General features: G+C 39.7%; 19 protein-coding genes. 17 read left to right on the top strand and 2 right to left on the bottom strand.

Translation table 11 applies throughout. The features are described 5' to 3' along the window. Position 1: 1 nt before the first annotated feature. The 3 genes from R2B72_RS02115 (at position 2) to R2B72_RS02125 (ending at position 3,129) form a co-directional block, all read left to right on the top strand. On the top strand, positions 2-1,714 hold the full coding sequence (locus R2B72_RS02115; RefSeq protein WP_318614504.1) for a sensor histidine kinase: 1,713 nt from the start codon (positions 2-4) through the stop codon (positions 1,712-1,714). Then, complete coding sequence (locus R2B72_RS02120) at positions 1,707-2,513, top strand: response regulator transcription factor (RefSeq protein ID WP_318614506.1); 807 nt, start codon at positions 1,707-1,709, stop codon at positions 2,511-2,513. The genes R2B72_RS02115 and R2B72_RS02120 overlap by 8 nt, the downstream gene beginning before the upstream one ends. Before the next feature lie 151 nt (positions 2,514-2,664). Then, the gene (locus tag R2B72_RS02125) at positions 2,665-3,129 is read left to right on the top strand and encodes an NUDIX hydrolase (protein WP_318614508.1); all 465 of its coding nucleotides are present in this window, start codon (positions 2,665-2,667) and stop codon (positions 3,127-3,129) included. Positions 3,130-3,182: 53 nt separating this feature from the next. Here the strand turns inward: R2B72_RS02125 and msrA are convergent, their stop codons facing one another. Both msrA and R2B72_RS02135 read right to left on the bottom strand, forming a co-directional pair. After that, the gene (msrA, locus tag R2B72_RS02130; RefSeq protein ID WP_318614510.1) at positions 3,183-3,710 is read right to left on the bottom strand and encodes a peptide-methionine (S)-S-oxide reductase MsrA; all 528 of its coding nucleotides are present in this window, start codon (positions 3,708-3,710) and stop codon (positions 3,183-3,185) included. 121 nt (positions 3,711-3,831) lie between these two features. Continuing rightward, positions 3,832-3,975 (bottom strand): YjcZ family sporulation protein, encoded by a 144-nt coding sequence (locus tag R2B72_RS02135; RefSeq protein ID WP_412177779.1) that lies wholly within the window; start codon positions 3,973-3,975, stop codon positions 3,832-3,834. A 188-nt stretch (positions 3,976-4,163) separates the two neighbouring features. Between R2B72_RS02135 and R2B72_RS02140 the strand changes: the two genes are divergently transcribed. The 14 genes from R2B72_RS02140 (at position 4,164) to R2B72_RS02205 (ending at position 18,534) form a co-directional block, all read left to right on the top strand. Next, positions 4,164-5,123 carry an LCP family protein gene (locus R2B72_RS02140; protein ID WP_318614512.1) on the top strand — a complete coding sequence of 320 codons (960 nt, stop codon included), beginning with the start codon at positions 4,164-4,166 and terminating at the stop codon, positions 5,121-5,123. A 32-nt stretch (positions 5,124-5,155) separates the two neighbouring features. Further along, positions 5,156-6,391, top strand: a complete 1,236-nt coding sequence (locus R2B72_RS02145; RefSeq protein ID WP_318614513.1) for an AI-2E family transporter — start codon at positions 5,156-5,158, stop codon at positions 6,389-6,391. A gap of 3 nt (positions 6,392-6,394) precedes the next feature. Further along, the gene (locus tag R2B72_RS02150; protein WP_318614514.1) at positions 6,395-6,772 is read left to right on the top strand and encodes a sporulation protein; all 378 of its coding nucleotides are present in this window, start codon (positions 6,395-6,397) and stop codon (positions 6,770-6,772) included. Positions 6,773-6,938: 166 nt separating this feature from the next. After that, positions 6,939-7,613, top strand: coding sequence for a response regulator transcription factor (locus R2B72_RS02155; protein WP_318614515.1), 675 nt, complete (start codon positions 6,939-6,941; stop codon positions 7,611-7,613). Then, positions 7,610-8,647: a HAMP domain-containing sensor histidine kinase gene (locus tag R2B72_RS02160; protein WP_318614516.1), complete on the top strand. Its 1,038-nt coding sequence runs from the start codon at positions 7,610-7,612 to the stop codon at positions 8,645-8,647. The genes R2B72_RS02155 and R2B72_RS02160 overlap by 4 nt, the downstream gene beginning before the upstream one ends. A 19-nt stretch (positions 8,648-8,666) precedes the next feature. After that, complete coding sequence (locus R2B72_RS02165) at positions 8,667-10,391, top strand: ABC transporter ATP-binding protein (protein ID WP_318614518.1); 1,725 nt, start codon at positions 8,667-8,669, stop codon at positions 10,389-10,391. After that, the gene (locus R2B72_RS02170; RefSeq protein WP_318614519.1) at positions 10,388-12,256 is read left to right on the top strand and encodes an ABC transporter ATP-binding protein; all 1,869 of its coding nucleotides are present in this window, start codon (positions 10,388-10,390) and stop codon (positions 12,254-12,256) included. Before R2B72_RS02165 ends, R2B72_RS02170 begins: the two co-directional genes overlap by 4 nt. A gap of 125 nt (positions 12,257-12,381) precedes the next feature. After that, entirely contained in the window at positions 12,382-13,512 is a 1,131-nt protein-coding gene (gene yfkAB / locus R2B72_RS02175) for a radical SAM/CxCxxxxC motif protein YfkAB (RefSeq protein WP_318614520.1), read from the top strand. 148 nt (positions 13,513-13,660) lie between these two features. Further along, on the top strand, positions 13,661-14,572 hold the full coding sequence (locus R2B72_RS02180) for an alpha/beta hydrolase (protein ID WP_318614521.1): 912 nt from the start codon (positions 13,661-13,663) through the stop codon (positions 14,570-14,572). 92 nt (positions 14,573-14,664) lie between these two features. Beyond that, on the top strand, positions 14,665-15,174 hold the full coding sequence (locus R2B72_RS02185; RefSeq protein WP_318614522.1) for an HAD-IA family hydrolase: 510 nt from the start codon (positions 14,665-14,667) through the stop codon (positions 15,172-15,174). Positions 15,175-15,363: 189 nt separating this feature from the next. After that, complete coding sequence (locus tag R2B72_RS02190; RefSeq protein ID WP_318614523.1) at positions 15,364-15,855, top strand: sigma-70 family RNA polymerase sigma factor; 492 nt, start codon at positions 15,364-15,366, stop codon at positions 15,853-15,855. After that, positions 15,856-17,151 carry a DUF4179 domain-containing protein gene (locus R2B72_RS02195; protein WP_318614524.1) on the top strand — a complete coding sequence of 432 codons (1,296 nt, stop codon included), beginning with the start codon at positions 15,856-15,858 and terminating at the stop codon, positions 17,149-17,151. A gap of 142 nt (positions 17,152-17,293) precedes the next feature. Then, positions 17,294-17,716, top strand: a complete 423-nt coding sequence (locus R2B72_RS02200) for a hypothetical protein (RefSeq protein WP_318614525.1) — start codon at positions 17,294-17,296, stop codon at positions 17,714-17,716. A gap of 131 nt (positions 17,717-17,847) precedes the next feature. After that, complete coding sequence (locus R2B72_RS02205) at positions 17,848-18,534, top strand: TIGR02206 family membrane protein (protein WP_318614526.1); 687 nt, start codon at positions 17,848-17,850, stop codon at positions 18,532-18,534. The last annotated feature ends 64 nt before the right edge of the window (positions 18,535-18,598 follow it).

Consider the following 18,598-nt stretch of genomic DNA (forward strand, 5'->3'; position numbering starts at 1 on the left):
TATGCTAACTACAAAAAAGCGGAATTTTAAAGAAACAACAAAGGCGCTTTTTTTGAAGTATACAGTCATCCCTATTTTAGTGATTATGATTTTATTTAGCTTATTTACAATTTTCATTTTTAAAATAAAGATTATTTATGATACAAGTCAATCAGCGAATCATATCGAAGCTGCAGTCATGGACGTATACCAAGATTATGTGCAGGAGATTGAACGAATGTCCCAACTCCCCGTCGTGCTCGATAATATTAATACAAAGCGCAACAATCATTTGGTTTACGAAGAGTTTTATAATTTTAATAATCGTCAAACAGTAAAAAGTGTCTTTCATCTTGTTGATAATAGGAATGTGCTGTTAGCATCTACAACCGATTCGAAAAGTGAAGTGAATGAAGAAATTTTACATAGCATAATTCCAAGTATACAAAAAAATCCAAATGAGCTTCTAATCGAAGCGAAACAAACACATTATAGTCATGGAAAAGTGACTGTTTTTAACGTGGGGAAAGCTATTATTGAAGAACAACAGATTATCGGCTATATGATTTACCAACTCTATGAAGAAGATTTACAACGTTTGATTTTTGGCGAAGAGGTAGACATTGTTGTCATTACCGATCAATATGACCAAATTATTATTACATCGAATAGAATTGTAAAAGGATTAATGAATAAATTTAGTCCTGAAAAAATCTCGAATTCACAAGTGAGAATAAAAGATGATATCTATTATTTAAAAGAAATTCAAACGCCAAATCAATTATTCACAATTTACACATTGAAAAATATTAAAACGGGCAATTTAATTATTGTGCTCTATACTATTTTTATAGTAGTAACGAGTGTGATGCTATACTTTTTACTACGAAATTTAGCTGAGAAAATGTCATCCAAAAATGTTCAATCGATTGATAAGTTAGTGACAGCCGTAGCGCACCTGGAGCGGGGGGATTTAACATCCTATGTACGGATTGATACTGGAGACGAGTTTGAAGTTTTGGCGAATCAATATAATTCCATGTTGGATCATCTTAATCAATTAATCTCTACAAATAAAGAATTATCCGCTATACGAAGAACAAACGAAATTAAGTTACTCCAAAGTCAATTTAATCCTCATTTTTTATTTAACGTATTGGAAACATTGAGGTATACGATGTATGTAGATCTTGATCAGGCTCAAGAAATTATCTACTCATTGTCGCGTCTATTGCGTTATAGTATCAATAATGATGAACGTCATGTTTCTTTTGAGCAGGATTTAGATTATATTCTTGATTATTTAAAGTTACATAAATTGCGCTTTACAGGTCGCCTTGAATATGACATCGATATACAAGATGAGGTCAAGGATGCATATGTACCTCGATTATTGCTACAGCCATTAATCGAAAACGCCATTAAATATGGATACAGCCAGCAAACGCATCTTCAAATCAACATTCGTGGAGAAATAGTTGGAGATGAGATCATCTTCACAGTAGCAGATAATGGCAGTGGGATTACATCGGAGAAACTTGATGACATTAGAACAAGGCTGTATTCCACAAATAAGTTGAATAAAAATAAGGGCATTGGATTGTATAATACACATCGAAGAATTGTCTTGCCGTTTGGTGAAAAATATGGTGTAACGATTGATAGTTTAACAGGGAAGGGTACAAGGATAATGATTAAGATACCGCATAATAGAGGGGCTGATGTGGATGTATAAAGTCTTAATTGTCGAGGATGAAGATATGATCCGTGATGGTTTGAAATATATGGTGGATTGGCTACGGTTTGGATGTGTTGTTGTCGGGGAAGCAAGTAATGGGCTAGAGGGGCTTGAAAAAATTGCAGAGTTAACACCTGATATTGTCTTGCTCGATATTAATATGCCATTAAAAACGGGGATTGAGCTGTTGGAGGAAAGTAGTGGCAAGTATTTATTTAGTACGATTATTTTATCAGGCCATCAGGATTTTTCATATGCAAAAAGAGCGATTGAATTTGAGGTGACAGAGTATTTATTAAAACCCATCAATCATACAGAGCTATTTGAAGCACTAGAAAGAGCAAAAGACTCTATCACGTTAAAGAAACAATACCAAGTCCTGCAGCACAAAATAGCAGCACCTGAAGAGTTAAATGTTTTAAATTTAGATATTTGGCATGCAGCGCATACGGACTCAAAGCATGTCCAACAAGCGTTGGAATTTATTCAGAACAACTACAAAGAAAAAATTAGTATGACCGATTTGGTCGATCAGTTAGGCATGAGTGCAACCTATATTAATAATAAAATTAAAGAAAGCACAACTTATACTTTTAATGAACTGCTAAACCGCTATCGGATTCAAAAGGCTATCGAGATTATTAGTGTTGGGGAAGATAAAATTTCAATGGTAGCCCTTGATGTAGGATTTAGTGATTATCGCTATTTCATTAAGGTTTTTAAGCGATATACAAATGCTTTACCAAGTGATTTTTCACATTACTATAAAAGCCAATATTATCAGCAACGCGGATAGGAAAGTGGACCGGATGTGTTAAACTCCTGTCCATTTTTTATGAAAATAGCAGGTATTAATAGGATGGCGAGCTTTCAGTATTTAATTGACGGTATGCTATAATCTTATTTTGCACTACTCTTACAAATTGATTTTGAAGGGAATGGGCTAGATGGATGTCGTTTTTCAAACAGCACAAGGCGTGTTTAATTTTCGTGTGGCGGGAATTTGGATAGAAAATGGACATGTTTTGGTACATCGGGATGTCAATGAGTCGAATTGGTCGCTTCCCGGGGGGAGAGTTGCGATCGCAGAGGATTCGCAAAGTAGCCTGACGAGAGAGTTTCGGGAAGAGTTGGGGATTGACGTACAGGTAGATAGAATGGCTTTGGTCATCGAAAATTTCTTTGAACATGGTGGAAAAAACTATCATGAAATCGGTTTTTACTATGTCGTAACAGCTGACAGTAATTTTGCATCCATTCAGGAAAAACCATTTCATGGCATTGAAGGGGAGCGCTTGATTTTTAAATGGATGCCTCTAGAGAAGTTAGATACGGTTGAACTGTATCCGGAGTGTTTACGGACTTATTTACAGGAATTACAGTCGAATGTACAGCATTTGGTTGTAAAATAAAGTAGAAAAGGGAGAAGGAAACCAGTGCTTTGATTTCCTTCTCCTTTATTCATTCACACCCAATGGCTCTCAATAAACTCATCCCGCCCAGAACGCGCTCGATCTTCCTCATAATGTTCTTGTTCTTTTTCATAATAATCTTGGTGATATTCTTCTGCTCGGTAAAACGTTTCGGCAGGTCGAATGGGTGTGACGATTGGTTTCGTGAAAGTGCCACTTGCGCCAAGTTGCTCTTTAGACGCTTCAGCAATTAAGCGCTGCTCGTCTGTGTAATAAAAAATGGCCGTTGAGTACGAGTGACCACGGTCTTGAAATTGCCCATCCGCATCTGTTGGATCGATTTGCTGCCAGAATACATCGAGTAGCTTGTCATAAGGAAATACTGCAGGATCATAGGTAATTTCGACAACTTCCAAATGGCCTGAATCTCCTTTTTTGACATCTTCATATGTAGGGTTATCGACATGTCCACCCATATAACCAGACACGACGTCGTGAATACCATCCCACTCTTTGAATGGTTTTACCATGCACCAGAAGCATCCTCCGGCAAACGTAGCTTTTTCTATCAAAAGAAACATCACCTTTCATTCATCTATACGAAAATTATAGCATAGTCCCATCCAAACAAAAATAAGAGCGCAAGTTATGCGCTCTCATATTATACGGGGTACTGCTGAGCGGTTGAGAGTAGATTAGCTATTAATAAAGAAAGCTTGCACCTATGATAATCAAGAGGATGAAAAGTACCACAATCAATGAAAATGAATTACTTTCGCCTGCGCCTCCACTACATTCGCGTCCCATATTGTACACCGCCTTTCTGAACGGACATCTGTGTAGCATATGCAGTGACCCATTGCGAGAATTGGGGAATATGCCGCCATTCCTCTTATTTTAAAAATATTTTGATTGTGATAAGTAAATGAATAGTCGAAGTGGGCCTTCATGGTATAATGGTCACAACAATACGCAACCAAGACGCTTCCCGTACGTCTTATTTGGGGAGATCATATTTTGGAGGAATCAATCAAATGACAGAACATTACGAAGGGCCTATACCAAAAAGAAGAAGAAAGAAAAAACTTCGACTAGGTCGGGTCATTTTTACGATAGCAACACTATGCTTTATAGCCGTTGGACTTTATTCGTTTGTGCAATATAATGCCGGAAAATCACTAGCAAAAGCCAATGAAATTGACCCTGGTTCATTTAAAGGAGATGCAGTGGATCCGAAGTATACGTCCGTTGAAAATTACTTGTTGCTTGGAGCTGACGATGACGGTAGTGGTAGATCGCGCACGGATACCATAATGGTATTGTCTTGGGACAAGAATGTGGGCACAATGCGCGTTATTTCGTTTATGCGTGATATTTACGCTGATATTCCAGGTTATAAATCATATAAGTTAAATACGGCTTACTATCTCAATGGCGTACAAACTGTGAAAGATACGATTACAGGCATGTTTGGTATTCCTATCCATCATTATGCCGTTGTTGATTTTAAAAACTTTGAGTCGATTGTTGATATTGCCTTTCCGAATGGTGTAGAAATTGATGTCAAAAAAGAAATGTCTGAAAAAATCGGTGTCACGCTGATGCCCGGTAAAAAATCGTTGAATGGGAAAGAGTTGCTCGGTTATGCACGTTTCCGCGCAGATGCAGAAGGCGACTTTGGCCGTGTCGCACGGCAACAAGAAGTCATTTCTGCGATGAAAGATGAAGCTATGAAGCCAAGTATGCTTGCGAACGCACCGAAGCTTGCTGGTGCCTTGTCAGGATACATTAAAACGGATCTTACTGCGAAAGATGAACTTTCGCGTGCCCTCTCTGTATTGATGAAAAAAGGAGTTGATGTGGAAACGATGACGGTTCCTGTAGAAGGCTCCTATTCATTCAATTCCTATGCACATGCTGGCTCAGTCATCGAGTTGGATATCGTAAAAAATAAAGAAGCAATCTCAAAATTTATCAATATGCAGCTCGACTAAAAGAATATTTTTGACGAAAGTAGGGGATGTCAATGGGACTTGGTGACAAACAGCAATCGAATAAAGATGTAATAGATAGCAAAGTGAGCGAAGCAACATTAAATGTGATTCGCTTTCTGGGGGGACGAAGTACGTTGTTCGTCCTCGTTTCGATCTTATTAATTGGATTAATCATTTTACTTTTCAAACAGATTTCTTTCATATTTTATCCGATTACCGTCTTTTTCTCGACGGTTGTATTGCCAGTCATACTTGCGACAATCGCTTATTATTTACTTAGACCGTTGTTGCGTTTACTAGAGAAAATACGAATTCCACGTGTCTGGGGAATTTTGATTTTATTCATTGGAGCCGTCGGTGCGATTACGGCATTAGTTTTTCTTGTATTGCCTTTTCTAAAAGTGCAATTCCATAATCTTGTGGCGGAGTTCCCGACTTATTTCAGTCAATTATTACTAAAGATTGACACATTTTTACGGACATCTATTTTTGCATCTTATTATGAAGGTCTGGATATCAATATCAATACGCTTCTAGAAACGAGTCAAGGGGATATCGGTAAGTTTTTTACGGATACTGTTGGTGGGATTGCAAGTGGTGTAACCTCGTTCATTTCCGCTTTTACAGGGATTATTCTAGCGATTGTCACTGTGCCGTTTATCCTGTTTTACCTGTTGAAAGATGGGGAGAAATTACCGCGTTTCTTTGTAAAGATGTTACCGCCGCGCATGCGTAAGGATGTTACACTTATCCTTCGTGATGCGGATCACCAAATTAGTTCGTACATACAAGGACAAATTTTGGTTGCGATTTGTATTGGTATTATGATATCCATTGGATTCCTAATTATCGGGATGGACTATGCACTACTTCTCGGTGTGCTTGCAATGTTCACAAGCATCGTTCCGTACTTAGGTCCGTTGATTGCCATTACCCCGGCAGTTATTATTGCGTTTGTGACATCGCCACTGTTGTTGTTTAAGTTAGCGGCTGTCTGGACGATAGTTCAACTAATCGAAGGGAAATTCATCTCGCCACAAATTATGGGGAAATCACTCCAAATCCATCCGATTACCATTATTTTTGTGTTGCTAACAGCAGGCTCGCTATTCGGCGTAGCTGGTGTTGTTCTAGGGATTCCAGGATATGCATTGTTAAAAGTTGTGGTTACCCATTTATTTAAATTGTTTAAATTGCGGTATAATAAATATGTAGCAGCCGAAAATATGCAGTATGAAATTGCAGAGGGTCAAGAAGTGGGGGAATGATGTATGGTAAAGCAATTTTTGTCAACCATTGTATACGAGAAAATGACTGTCAATACGAATGTAGATGGGCCAAATATTGCGTTTGGTGAAAATCTTTCCGGAACTGTTTACATTGAAGGGGAAGCAAGTGAAGAACTTGTCGATTATATCGACATCGTTTTGTTAAAACGGTTGGCAATGGACGAGGGCATTATTGCGAAGCAATCCATTGAAATGATGAGTGATATGAAATCGAAGGAAACGTGGATGATCCCTTTTGAAATGGTTCCTGATGAGCGTTGGGAAACTGACGCTGAAGCGAGAATACTGGTTTTACGAACGACTGTTTATTTGAAAAATGGGGTTCATATTCAGGATGAAGATGAGATTACATATGAGTAAGCTACGGCGCGCCTGCAGATTGGGCGCGTTTTTAGTATAAAAAACGATAATTTGTGGTAAACGCAATGAGATATTGTGTTTGTTAATATTGAGTTAACATAGTGCTATTAAAATGAATGTATTGAAAGAATCTAGGGGTGCCGAGTGAAGAAAGTAGGTGGGAAATATGGTGAAGTTATTAATTGTCGATGATGATCCACATATGCGGGAGTTGGTCGGACTTTTTTTTCGTCCAGAAGGCTTTAAAATTGTAGGGGCATGTGACGGTGTGGAGGCTTTGGCAGCCTTAGAGTCATTTAAGGCTGATATCGTCATATTGGATATTATGATGCCCAATATGGACGGCTGGGAGCTATGCCGGGAAATCCGTAAGCACTACGATATTCCTTTACTGATGCTGACAGCTAAAGGAGATACGACACAGAAGGTGAAAGGATTCGAGCTTGGGACGGATGATTATCTAGTGAAGCCCTTCGAGCCTGCTGAGCTTGTGGCGCGGGTGAAGGCATTACTGAAACGGTATCGAATTGCCATTTCACAAACCGTTCAGGTAGGTCGACTGCTGATGAATCACAAAACTTATGAAGTTCTTATTGGTGAGCAAAAGGTTGAACTGCCGTTGAAGGAGTTTGAATTATTGTTTAAGTTAGCGAGTTATCCAGGTAAAACCTTTTCGCGTGAGCAGCTTATTGAAGATATATGGGGCTATGATTACGAAGGTACAGATCGAACTGTCGATGTACATATTAATAGGCTACGTGAGCGTTTTCCCGAGGCCACTAGTTACTTCAAAATCAGTACTATCCGCGGGTTAGGCTATCGTCTGGAGGTCAAGGAATGAAAGGAGTACTTCGTGTTGTGGAGGTGATTGTGCTCACTATTACCTTGTGGTCACTTGCATTCATCGGAACCTCGTTTATTAATCGGCAATCTGACCTACATATGAGTGAGTATTCGACAGGGTTGCTGACATTGATTGTAATGTTTTTTCTGTTCACAGTCATAATGTTGTTATTTTCAAAGTTTGCTCCTCCAAGGCGAATGGATTTTTTAACGGCAATGATTGACGCTATGAAACAAATTTCCAAAGGCGATTATACTATAAAGTTAGCCAATCAATTTGAACATAAAAAAAACCATCCGTTTGGCAAAATTGTAGAAGGCATTAACGAGATGGCTGTTGAACTGAATCAGATAGAGGAGATGCGCCAAGAATTCATCTCGAATGTGTCACATGAGATTCAGTCGCCTCTTGCGTCCATTAATGGTTTTGCCAATGTGTTAAAGCAGAATCATTTGACTGTCGAAGAGCGGGAGCATTATCTGGGGATTATTGAGATGGAAAGCTTACGTTTAGCGAATCTAAGCGATAACTTATTGAAGCTGACATCTATTGAGTCTCAGCACCATCCGTTTGAGCCAATGCCTTACCGATTAGATAAACAGATTCGTACAATCATTTTATCCTGTGAACCGCAGTGGCTTGCGAAATCACTGGAGCTGGATATTGCGTTAGATGAAGTAGAAATTAAGGCTGATCAAGAGCTCATGAGTCAAGTGTGGATTAACCTCATAATTAATAGCATCAAGTTTACATCTAATGGAGGAACGCTAAAAATTAACCTTTATCAGCGTAACAAAGATGCGATTGTTGAAATCACAGATAGTGGAATGGGAATTGCTGAGGAACATCAGGCCCATCTATTTGAGCGTTTTTACAAGGTGGATGTATCGCGCAATCGTAAGCTTGGTGGCAGTGGTCTTGGTTTGTCCATTACAAAGAAAATCATCGATATGCACGAAGGTTCCATTCATGTACAAAGCGCAGTAGATGAAGGCACTACGTTTACGGTTACGTTGCAAGAGAAAGTATAGAAGAAGGAGCGTCTAGGGAATGATCAAATTATTAAAGAATTTATCTGTCTATAAATGGATTGTTGTCGCAATCCTCGGGCTTGTGTTCGTTCAGTCCCTATCAGACTTATTTTTACCGACATTAATGGCGGATATTATCGACAAAGGGGTTGTCATTGGAGATATCCCGTACATTTGGAAAATTGGTGGCATCATGTTGTTAGTCGCTGCACTTGGAGCGGCGGCTTCTGTTACTGCCAGCTATTATTCTTCACAAGCTGCGATGGGTCTTGGGCGTGATATTCGCCGCAAAGTATTTAAACATGTGGAAAGTTTTTCACTACAAGATTTTGATGAAATTGGAACGGCGTCTTTGATTACCAGAACAACAAATGATATTACACAAGTGCAGCAAGTTGTCATTATGATGCTTCGTATGGTCGTTAGTGCACCAATTATGTTTGTCGGTGGTTTAATTATGGCGGTGTCAAAGGATGCAAAGTTATCGTTAATTATTGTCGCAACGATGCCTGTTTTAATCGCATCTGTACTTTTTATCCTTTATAAAGGGGTGCCTCTTTTCCAGCAGGTGCAAGAGCGACTTGATCGATTGAATTTGGTATTACGTGAAAACTTAACAGGTATCCGTGTTATCCGTGCGTTTAATCGCGAGAAACAGGAGCAAGTTCGTCTCCAGAAGGCCAATAAAGATTTGACTGATGTATCCATCAAGGTCAATAAGATTATGGCGATTTTAATGCCTGTCATGATGTTGGTGATGAACTTGACAGTTGTGGGTATTATTTGGTTTGGCGGCATTCGTATTGACAATGGCGGGATGCAAATTGGGGATTTAATGGCCTTTATTCAATACGTCATGCAAATTATGTTCGCACTTGTCATGGCATCGATGATGTTTGTCATGATCCCGCGAGCGGCTGTGTCAGCTAATCGTATTAATGAAGTGCTTGCAATGCAACCGACCTTTTTGGATGAAGGCACACAAAAAGCAGACAAAGCACCTGGCACACTTGAATTTGACAACGTGTCATTTAGCTATCCAGGGGCCGAAGAATCTGCCTTATCAGCCATTAGTTTTACAGCGAAATCGGGTCAAGTGACGGCCATTATTGGCGGAACTGGAGCGGGGAAAACGACGCTCATTAACTTGATTCCACGTTTTTACGAGGTAACTTCAGGAACAATTCGTGTTAATGGCGTGGATATCCGCGAGGCATCGCAAGAGGAAGTTCGGTCGAAAATTGGTTTTGTGCCACAAAAAGCGTTGCTATTTTCGGGAACGATTGCTGAAAATATTCGTTTTGGGAAACAAGATGCTACACAAGGTGAAATTGAACATGCGGCTCGTATCGCACAAGCAGAGGATTTTATCGTCAAAATGAAAGATGGCTATGAATCTGACATCTCACAGGGCGGCTCAAATGTGTCCGGTGGTCAAAAACAGCGATTATCTATTGCGCGGGCATTGATACGTAAGCCTGATTTATATATTTTTGACGATAGTTTTTCTGCCTTAGATTACAAAACCGATGCCAACTTACGGGCTGCACTGAAAGATGAAACGAAGGAAGCAACTGTCGTCATCGTTGCACAACGTGTCAGCACGGTCGTTGATGCGGATCAAATCATCGTCTTGGAAAATGGTGCAATTGCTGGTATAGGCACACATAAAGAACTGTTAGAAACGAATGGTGTTTATCGAGAAATCGTTGAATCACAGATCTCTGAGGAGGAAACTGCATGAGTGAGCACAAAAAATCTCGCCCTCAAGGCGGTGTCCAAATGGGACCTGGTGGCGGGGGCAATATGATGATGATGATGTCTGGACAAAAGGCCAAGGACTTCAAGGGGACACTCCGACGCCTAATTCGCTATTTGAAACCGCGTCAAAATCAGTTAATTGCGGTACTAGTTGCTGCTATTTTGAGTACTGTGTTTTCCATTGTTGGGCCTAAAATAATGGGGAATGCCATTACAGAATTATTTGAAGGCGCATATGGCAAATTTAATAATGTACCTGGCGCGGCCATCGATTTTCATGCGATTGGCAACTTACTGCTGTTATTAGGTGGGCTTTATGTCGTCAGTAGCTTGTTTAGCTATATTCAGCAATATATTATGTCAAGTGTTGCACAAAAAACGGTTTATGATTTGCGGGAGGATGTCAACGGCAAGCTGGAGAAGCTACCGCTGAAATATTATGATGGACACCCTGTTGGGGAAACTTTAAGTCGGGTCACCAATGACATTGATACAATTGGTAGCACCTTGCAGCAAAGCTTGACGCAATTTATCACGTCTATTGTGACGATTGTCGGGATTCTCGCGATGATGTTATTTATCAGTCCAATTCTCACATTGATTGCACTTGTCAGTTTACCTTTGTCTATGTTCGGTATTCGACCGATTTTGAAACGTTCGCAAAAACATTTTGCCGATCAACAGCGAACACTCGGTGAATTGAATGGGCATATTGAAGAAATGTATACAGGTCACCAAGTTGTCAAAGCGTTTGGCCATGAGCGTAAGTCAGTTGCAGAGTTTGATGAAGTCAATGAACAACTGTACGATGCTGGCCGTAAAGCGCAATTCATTTCAGGCATTATTATGCCGATGATGTCTTTGATTGGCAACTTGAGTTATGTTGTTATTTGTGTAGTCGGTGGTATTTTGGTGACACAGCGTACTATTTCCATCGGGGATATTCAAGCGTTCATTACGTATACGCGTCAATTCACGCAGCCGATTATGCAAACGGCAAATATTGCTAATGTCATTCAATCCACGGTTGCAGCGGCCGAACGTGTCTTTGAATTGCTGGATGAGATAGAGGAAATTACAGAAGTAACGACAGTGACGCTACCACGTGCTGAAGGCGCCGTTGCATTTGAACACGTCGACTTTGGCTACGGGGACGATTTGTTAATTAAAGATATGAATCTGGATGTATCTCCTGGTCAAACAGTCGCTATTGTAGGACCTACTGGTGCAGGAAAAACGACGTTGATAAATTTATTAATGCGCTTTTACGAATTAAATGGCGGTAAGATTACCATTGATAGACTCGATACACGTAGTATGTCACGTGAAGACCTGCGAACGACTTTTGGTATGGTACTGCAAGATACATGGCTCTTCAATGGCACGATTAAAGACAATATCGCGTTCGGTAAAGAAGGCGCAACGTACGCCGAGATTTTCGCGGCATCAAAAACGGCCCATGCCGATCATTTTATTCGTACATTGCCTGAAGGCTATGATACGGTTCTGAACGAAGAAGCGTCTAATATCTCACAAGGACAAAAGCAGCTCATCACGATTGCGCGTGCTGTTCTCGCAAATCCTCCAATTATGATTTTGGATGAAGCGACATCAAGTGTCGATACACGAACGGAATTACTGATTCAACAGGCGATGAATCGCCTCATGGAAGGACGAACGAGCTTTGTCATTGCTCACCGCCTATCTACGATTCGTGACGCTGATTTGATCATTGTTATGGATCAAGGGACAGTCATTGAACAAGGCACACATTATGAACTGCTTGAGGACGATGGTTTTTATGCAGATTTGTATAACAGCCAGTTTTCAGAGGAAACAGCAGTGTAACGCTAATTAAACCCCATCTAGGAGTATTATTTTCTCAGATGGGGTTTTGCAATGTGCTTGCGTAACTTTGAATTGACGTGCATACTATTTTAGTATCTTACTAATGTATAGGAGTTAATAATAAAATGAAAACAAATGTACCGTCACTTGAAAAAATGACACCTGCACATGATCCATGGGAAGCGTACTTGGATGTGCAGCAGCATGGCAAACTGACATTGTCGAGCATTGAGTTTACGACAACGTATTTATGCAATATGCGCTGTGAACATTGCGCGGTAGGCTATATGTTGGAGCATAAGGACCCGGACGCTTTACCGATTGACTTGCTGATTTCGCGTTTGGAGGAAATCCCGCATTTACGCACTATCAGTATTACAGGAGGCGAGCCGATGTTCTCCAAGAAATCCGTGGAGCAATATGTCTTGCCACTGTTGAAATATGCCCATGAACATGGAATTCGCACGCAAATGAACTCAAATTTAACGATGCCACTTGACCGTTATATGGCCATTGCCCCATATTTGGATGTCTTACATATTTCTCATAACTGGGGCACAGTCGATGACTTCATCGATGGTGGCTTTGCAAATATGGAACGAAAACCACCGCGTGAGCGCCGTGCTGAGCAATTCCAGCGCATGATTGACAATAGCCGCGCATTAGCTGAAGCGGGCGTCATGGTGTCAGCAGAAACGATGTTGAATAAGCGAACACTGCCGCATCTTGAGCATATCCATCAACAAATTATCGAGGAAATGAAATGTGCAAGGCATGAGGTGCATCCAATGTACCCAAGCGATTTTGCTTCTCAGCTTGAAGTATTGTCATTAGATGAAACTAGAAAAGCAATCCACCAACTGCTAGACACGCGCGATGAGGACGTCTGGATGTTATTTGGTACATTGCCATTTTACCCATGCAGTGATAATGAAGAAGATCTGGCGTTGTTGAAACGGATTTACAGCAGTAAAAATGTCTCAGTGCGTAATGACCCTGATGGTCGATCACGTTTGAACGTCAATATCTTCACAGGTGATGTCATCGTCACAGACTTTGGCGATACACCACCAATGGGTAATATTCAAACCGATTCATTGCCTCAAATGCTTGATCGTTGGTTGGAACGTCCACTGGCGAAGACAATTGGCTGTCACTGTCCTGCGGTGACCTGCCTAGGACCGAATTTGTTGGTGAAAGAGGCGTATTATCCGGAAATGGATTTTACGAAGAGGGAAGCAGCTATTACACGTTAAGATAAACTTAAAACGACACCACTATGAGCGTTCAATTGCTCATAGTGGTGTCGTTTTTCTTTAATTAAATAAAACATTTAGATTTTTGTGGTAAAGTATTAACAACTACAATGACCGGAAGAAAAACACGATCAAATAGTAGCAAGGGGTGAGTGAGATTAGCCAATATTTATTGCTGAATCAACATAAGATCGAGATTCTTCAAAAAGGAGAAACTGGAACACCAATTATTATCCTTACTGGAATGGGGTGTTCGTTCGATGAATGGCACGATATATCAGAGTCATTAAGTAAATCGAATAGAGTAGTGATGTTTCATAGACCTGGACTTGGTAATAGTGAAATTCGCAATGAAGTTCGTAATACACAAGCAGTTGTCAATGAAATAAGTGAGATGATATCACTCCTTAAATTGACCGAACCTGTAATATTGGTTGGACATTCATATGGTGGTTTATGTGCGCAGCATTTCGTAAAGGCCCATCCTGAAAAGGTGGCAGGAATAGTGTTAGTTGATTCGACTTCTGTTGATGTAAAGGTCTTAGATGAGTTGGATTTACCTATGTTGAATGAAGATTCAACTGATGACATCTGGATGGAAAAGTGCCATTTGTATTCATTGATGAAAAAGGAAGAACTAACAGAAATAATAAACCCTACTTTAACAAAAAAACAAGAACAACTCCCTTTTGACATACAACAACGCTTAATTGACTTTCAGGTAAATCCCAATTTATATAAAGCAATGTCTTCAGAAATTAGCAACTGGAAGAAGGATGCAGAAATAATCAAGAGATTGGGGCAATTTCCCGATATCCCTTTAATTGTTATCGGCCGAGATAAAGAGCATTCCATTAGGATGGGCATTGAGGACGGATTCCCAGAATGGGAGTTACGGTTATTTGAAGAAAAGTGGCAGGAACTGATCGTGAATCAAGCTACGCTTACTCAAAATAGTAAATTGATTGTAGTACAAGAAGCAAGTCATTCAATACATGTGGATAGACCTGATATTATTATTGAATCAATAACTGAGATTGTTAGGAAAATAAAATGTTAAAAACGAATTGAAGCTCAATTTTCAATGGATGATGTATAAATATCATTTGCTGCAATCCATATAAACATGAGAATTTGGAGGAGGATTAGTAAATGAAAAATAGTAAAAAAATAAAAGCTTTGATCTTTGACTGGGGCGACACAGTGATGAAGGATTTTCAAGAGTTCTCGGGCCCTATGGCTGAGTGGCCGCATGTGGAGACTATTCCAGGTATAGAAGAAACATTGGAAGTGTTCCATGGTAAATACCTCATTTGTCTAGCTACGAATGCAGGGGCGTCAGATGCTTCACTAGTGAGAAAAGCTCTGGCAAGAGTCCATATTGACTACTATTTCACGGAAATCTTCACTTCTAAGGAGCTCGGTTATCAAAAACCTCAAGTTGAATTTTTTGAATCAATTCTACATAAATTAAATTTATCCGCTAAAGAATGTGTGATGATTGGAAATGACTATATGAAAGATATAGTAGCCGCAAAAGAAGTTGGGCTGCAAACAATTTATCTGAGTGAAGATGTTGGGGAATATGAGTATGCCAATGTAGTCATTCGTTCAATGGATGAGCTTGAGAGAGAAATTGTTTTACTAACTGAGTCACAATGAAAGTGATTTGAATGTTGAATGATACTTTTAGCACTTAATTATTCTTTTTCTTGTGAATATAACCAATCATTTAGCTATGCTATATTAGAGCGAGTTCACAAATTCTAGTGTAACTCGTTTTTTATTTGTAAAAATAAAATGAACGAATTGGCTTGTTGAACAGTCTAATAGATAACAGGGGGTGAGGGTATGGAATTAGCGAAACGAGCTATTGCGGGGGATGAACGGGCGTTAGTGGAGCTATTGGCGCATCATGAGGACACGCTCTATCGCACGGCTTATGCGTATTTAAAAAATGAGCATGATGCTATTGAAGCTACACAAGAGCTGACATATCGAGCTTTAAAGAAGATTCATACCGTAAAAGAACCGGCATACATAGCGACGTGGCTTGTCCGAATGATGATCAATATTTGTTTAGATATGAAAAAGAAACAACAGCGTTTTGTCTACAATCATGAGATAGAAATCGCATCAATAGATCAGCAACCATTTGAAATCGCTGATATCATCGCAGGTTTGCCTATCGAGCAACAGGAGCTGGTTTACTTAAAATACTTCCGGGATTTGAAGAACACGGACATTGCCCGGATGAAACAAATTCCCGAAGGTACCGTAAAATCAAGGCTGCACACGACGTTAAAAAGATTGCGCGTACTTATTGAAAAGGAGGAAGTATAAATGACCAACTTGAACGTGCAGGATTGGCAGAAGTTGACTGAGGAATTAGATGCGATTGAAATCCCAAAAGAAGCCTTACATCAAGCGCGTGTAAAGGCCATGCAACAGCATCAGTTGACCAAGAGGAGAAAGCGCAGACTGTATACAGTCGCTAGTGTCGCTGCGGTTGTACTTCTGTTGTTTATGACGTCCATTCGCGTTTCCCCTGTGTTTGCGCAAGCTGTGGCCAAAATCCCAGGGTTTGCTCCTATCGTCGGCATGATTGCTTATGTTGACATTGTGGAAAATAATTACTATGAAGATCTTGGAATTATAGTCACACAGGGCGACTATACTTTGACTTTACAAAATGTCGTAGCTGATCATTCTGGCATGACGATATTCTATACGATTACATCTCCCTTTGATCACTCCGAAGTGAGTATAACTTCTTTAGGGGTGTCTCAACAAGGCATTCCATGGGGTGTCGCAAGTTCCTACATTAGTTCTCCAGTAGGTGGAAGCGATGTACGCAAAGACAAAGTTGAAATTATACCTGTTGATGAATTATCATATGACAATATGTCATTTGAATTTAATTTGCACTTGGATGATGCAGCAGAGACAAAGTTCACTGTGCCATTCACACTCACCAAACCCATTAAGCAACCAAAAATATATGAAGTGAACCGATCTGTTGTCGTCGATGGTCAAACGATTCATATTAAACAGTTGGAAATTTCTCCGCTACGCACAGACATCCGACTAGCTGCTAACGAGCAAAACACGATGCAATTACTAAAATTCAGATCGGTTCGGTTGATTGATGAAAACGGTGAAAATTGGTGGCAAACAGGAAATATGGAGCAGGGCTTCGGTATATCGCGTGACGGCGAAGTAAGCATACGTATGCACAGTAATTACTTCAGGCAGCCTCAAAAACTAACATTGGTGATGGAGATGATTGAAGCACTTCCAAAAGGCTCTGACTATATTGAGGTCGATTTTGAGCAACAGAAAGTGCTGTATGTACCGAGTGAACTGGATATCGATGTTCAAGTACCATCAAGCAATATAGTGGAAGTCACTTATCCAAAGACTGTTGAGAGCCAACTAATAGTTGAAATAGTAAACAACGAAGGTAATGATCTCAATGGAAATTTAATCTCCGTAAACTTTAGCGAAGAAAATGACTATCAAACAGCCACCTACGCCTTCAACTTTGACAATGAAGTGAATCCAATTCGTCTGCATATCAATAGCTATCCGCTGTATTTGGACGGCAAGGTGGAAATTGATATTCCGTTGGATCAATAATTTCATCCCATAATGTAAACGACAGTCCTATGAGTAAATAATAACTCATGGAACCGTCGTTTTTATTTGCATCCAGGCTATTTTTCGGTTGCCTCCAACGTATGAATAGTAATGTCGAGAGGGGTATAGGAGGAGAAACAATGTGAAACAACGATTTTCGCTCATTATTTTTATGTTACTGTTAACTGGCTGTCGTTCTACTTACACCTTTTCAGAAATCAGCATAGATCACGCAAATGATCGTGTACAGGAATTTATAAAACTTGTGGAACAGGAAAATGGTCATTATTTATATCTTGATGATGACAATGGATTGTATGTATTTTTAAATGGAATCTATGTTAGGCAAGGCCATGATGCGTTGTATTTTAGTGATTTTAATGTCATTGCCCAACAAGGTATACTGAGCATGTTTATTAATCAGGAATCCGATTCTGACTACTCGAACAGGAATTTAAATTATCAAGTGCTTTATAAAATTAACACAGCAGAAACCTATGATATGATAATTCTTTTTATTAATGGTAAACCTGTGTCGTTTGATAAAATATACGGAAATGAATGATGAGTCGTATACATCCTGACTATATTGATTCTAATAGATCCTATCCTAATGTAGGGAAAACGTATAAAATGGAAAATAAGGTGGGTGTTTATCCAAAAAAATAAACGGTTTTTGAGAAATGAGGAGATGAAATGACTGCTGCTTTTGTTATGTTTTCAATGGCACATATCATGGCAATCGGTGTGTTGGGCCTAGCAATCCTTATCCTATTTATTTCAAGAAAAAGAGGGGCAGTATCGCAGAAGTATGAACGTTTTTTTGCATTGTCTTTATTAGCAATGGAAATCCTGTACCATACTTGGATGCTGGCAACTGGCAGATGGACGCTCGACAACTCCTTACCATTAGAATTATGCAGCATAAGTTTACTCGTCACCATCGTTCTCTTATGTACTGGCAATAAATATCTCATCGATTTTGTCTTTTTTGCGGGTATTGGCGGGGCTATTCAAGCAATGGCAACCCCAGTATTAGATCTTGGATTTCCTCATTTCAGGTATTTCCACTTTTTCTATACGCATATCGGCATTATCCTAACAGCACTATATTTCATGTGGATGAAAGGCTATCAGCCGACTTTTAAAGGTGTTATCAAAACGATGGTTGTTTTAAATCTGTTATTACCGTTTATATTTGCTGTAAATATGCTTTTTCAAGGGAATTATATGTTTTTACGAGATAAGCCTTATAATGGGAGTTTGCTAGACTTATTAGGACCTTACCCATGGTATATCCTGTCTCTTGAAGGTGTTGCTTTTGTCATGTTCACTGGCCTTTGGTTGGGGTTCAGGAAATGGAGAAATACGTCTGAAGGCTGAGTTGCAATCACTTCTTAGGTCCATTTGAATAAAGAATGACTAAGTTTATACTAATGGTAAGCAG

This window comes from Sporosarcina sp. YIM B06819 (assembly GCF_033485175.1).
In the GTDB taxonomy this organism is placed as follows: Bacteria; Bacillota; Bacilli; order Bacillales_A; family Planococcaceae; genus Sporosarcina.

Coding starts and splice junctions, on each gene's coding strand:
- R2B72_RS02115 (WP_318614504.1), top strand. CDS start 2: ATGCTAACTACAAAAAAGCGGAATTTTAAAGAAACAACAAAGGCGCTT.
- R2B72_RS02120 (WP_318614506.1), top strand. CDS start 1,707: ATGTATAAAGTCTTAATTGTCGAGGATGAAGATATGATCCGTGATGGT.
- R2B72_RS02125 (WP_318614508.1), top strand. CDS start 2,665: ATGGATGTCGTTTTTCAAACAGCACAAGGCGTGTTTAATTTTCGTGTG.
- msrA (WP_318614510.1), bottom strand. CDS start 3,710: ATGTTTCTTTTGATAGAAAAAGCTACGTTTGCCGGAGGATGCTTCTGG.
- R2B72_RS02135 (WP_412177779.1), bottom strand. CDS start 3,975: ATGCTACACAGATGTCCGTTCAGAAAGGCGGTGTACAATATGGGACGC.
- R2B72_RS02140 (WP_318614512.1), top strand. CDS start 4,164: ATGACAGAACATTACGAAGGGCCTATACCAAAAAGAAGAAGAAAGAAA.
- R2B72_RS02145 (WP_318614513.1), top strand. CDS start 5,156: ATGGGACTTGGTGACAAACAGCAATCGAATAAAGATGTAATAGATAGC.
- R2B72_RS02150 (WP_318614514.1), top strand. CDS start 6,395: ATGGTAAAGCAATTTTTGTCAACCATTGTATACGAGAAAATGACTGTC.
- R2B72_RS02155 (WP_318614515.1), top strand. CDS start 6,939: ATGGTGAAGTTATTAATTGTCGATGATGATCCACATATGCGGGAGTTG.
- R2B72_RS02160 (WP_318614516.1), top strand. CDS start 7,610: ATGAAAGGAGTACTTCGTGTTGTGGAGGTGATTGTGCTCACTATTACC.
- R2B72_RS02165 (WP_318614518.1), top strand. CDS start 8,667: ATGATCAAATTATTAAAGAATTTATCTGTCTATAAATGGATTGTTGTC.
- R2B72_RS02170 (WP_318614519.1), top strand. CDS start 10,388: ATGAGTGAGCACAAAAAATCTCGCCCTCAAGGCGGTGTCCAAATGGGA.
- yfkAB (WP_318614520.1), top strand. CDS start 12,382: ATGAAAACAAATGTACCGTCACTTGAAAAAATGACACCTGCACATGAT.
- R2B72_RS02185 (WP_318614522.1), top strand. CDS start 14,665: ATGAAAAATAGTAAAAAAATAAAAGCTTTGATCTTTGACTGGGGCGAC.
- R2B72_RS02190 (WP_318614523.1), top strand. CDS start 15,364: ATGGAATTAGCGAAACGAGCTATTGCGGGGGATGAACGGGCGTTAGTG.
- R2B72_RS02195 (WP_318614524.1), top strand. CDS start 15,856: ATGACCAACTTGAACGTGCAGGATTGGCAGAAGTTGACTGAGGAATTA.
- R2B72_RS02205 (WP_318614526.1), top strand. CDS start 17,848: ATGACTGCTGCTTTTGTTATGTTTTCAATGGCACATATCATGGCAATC.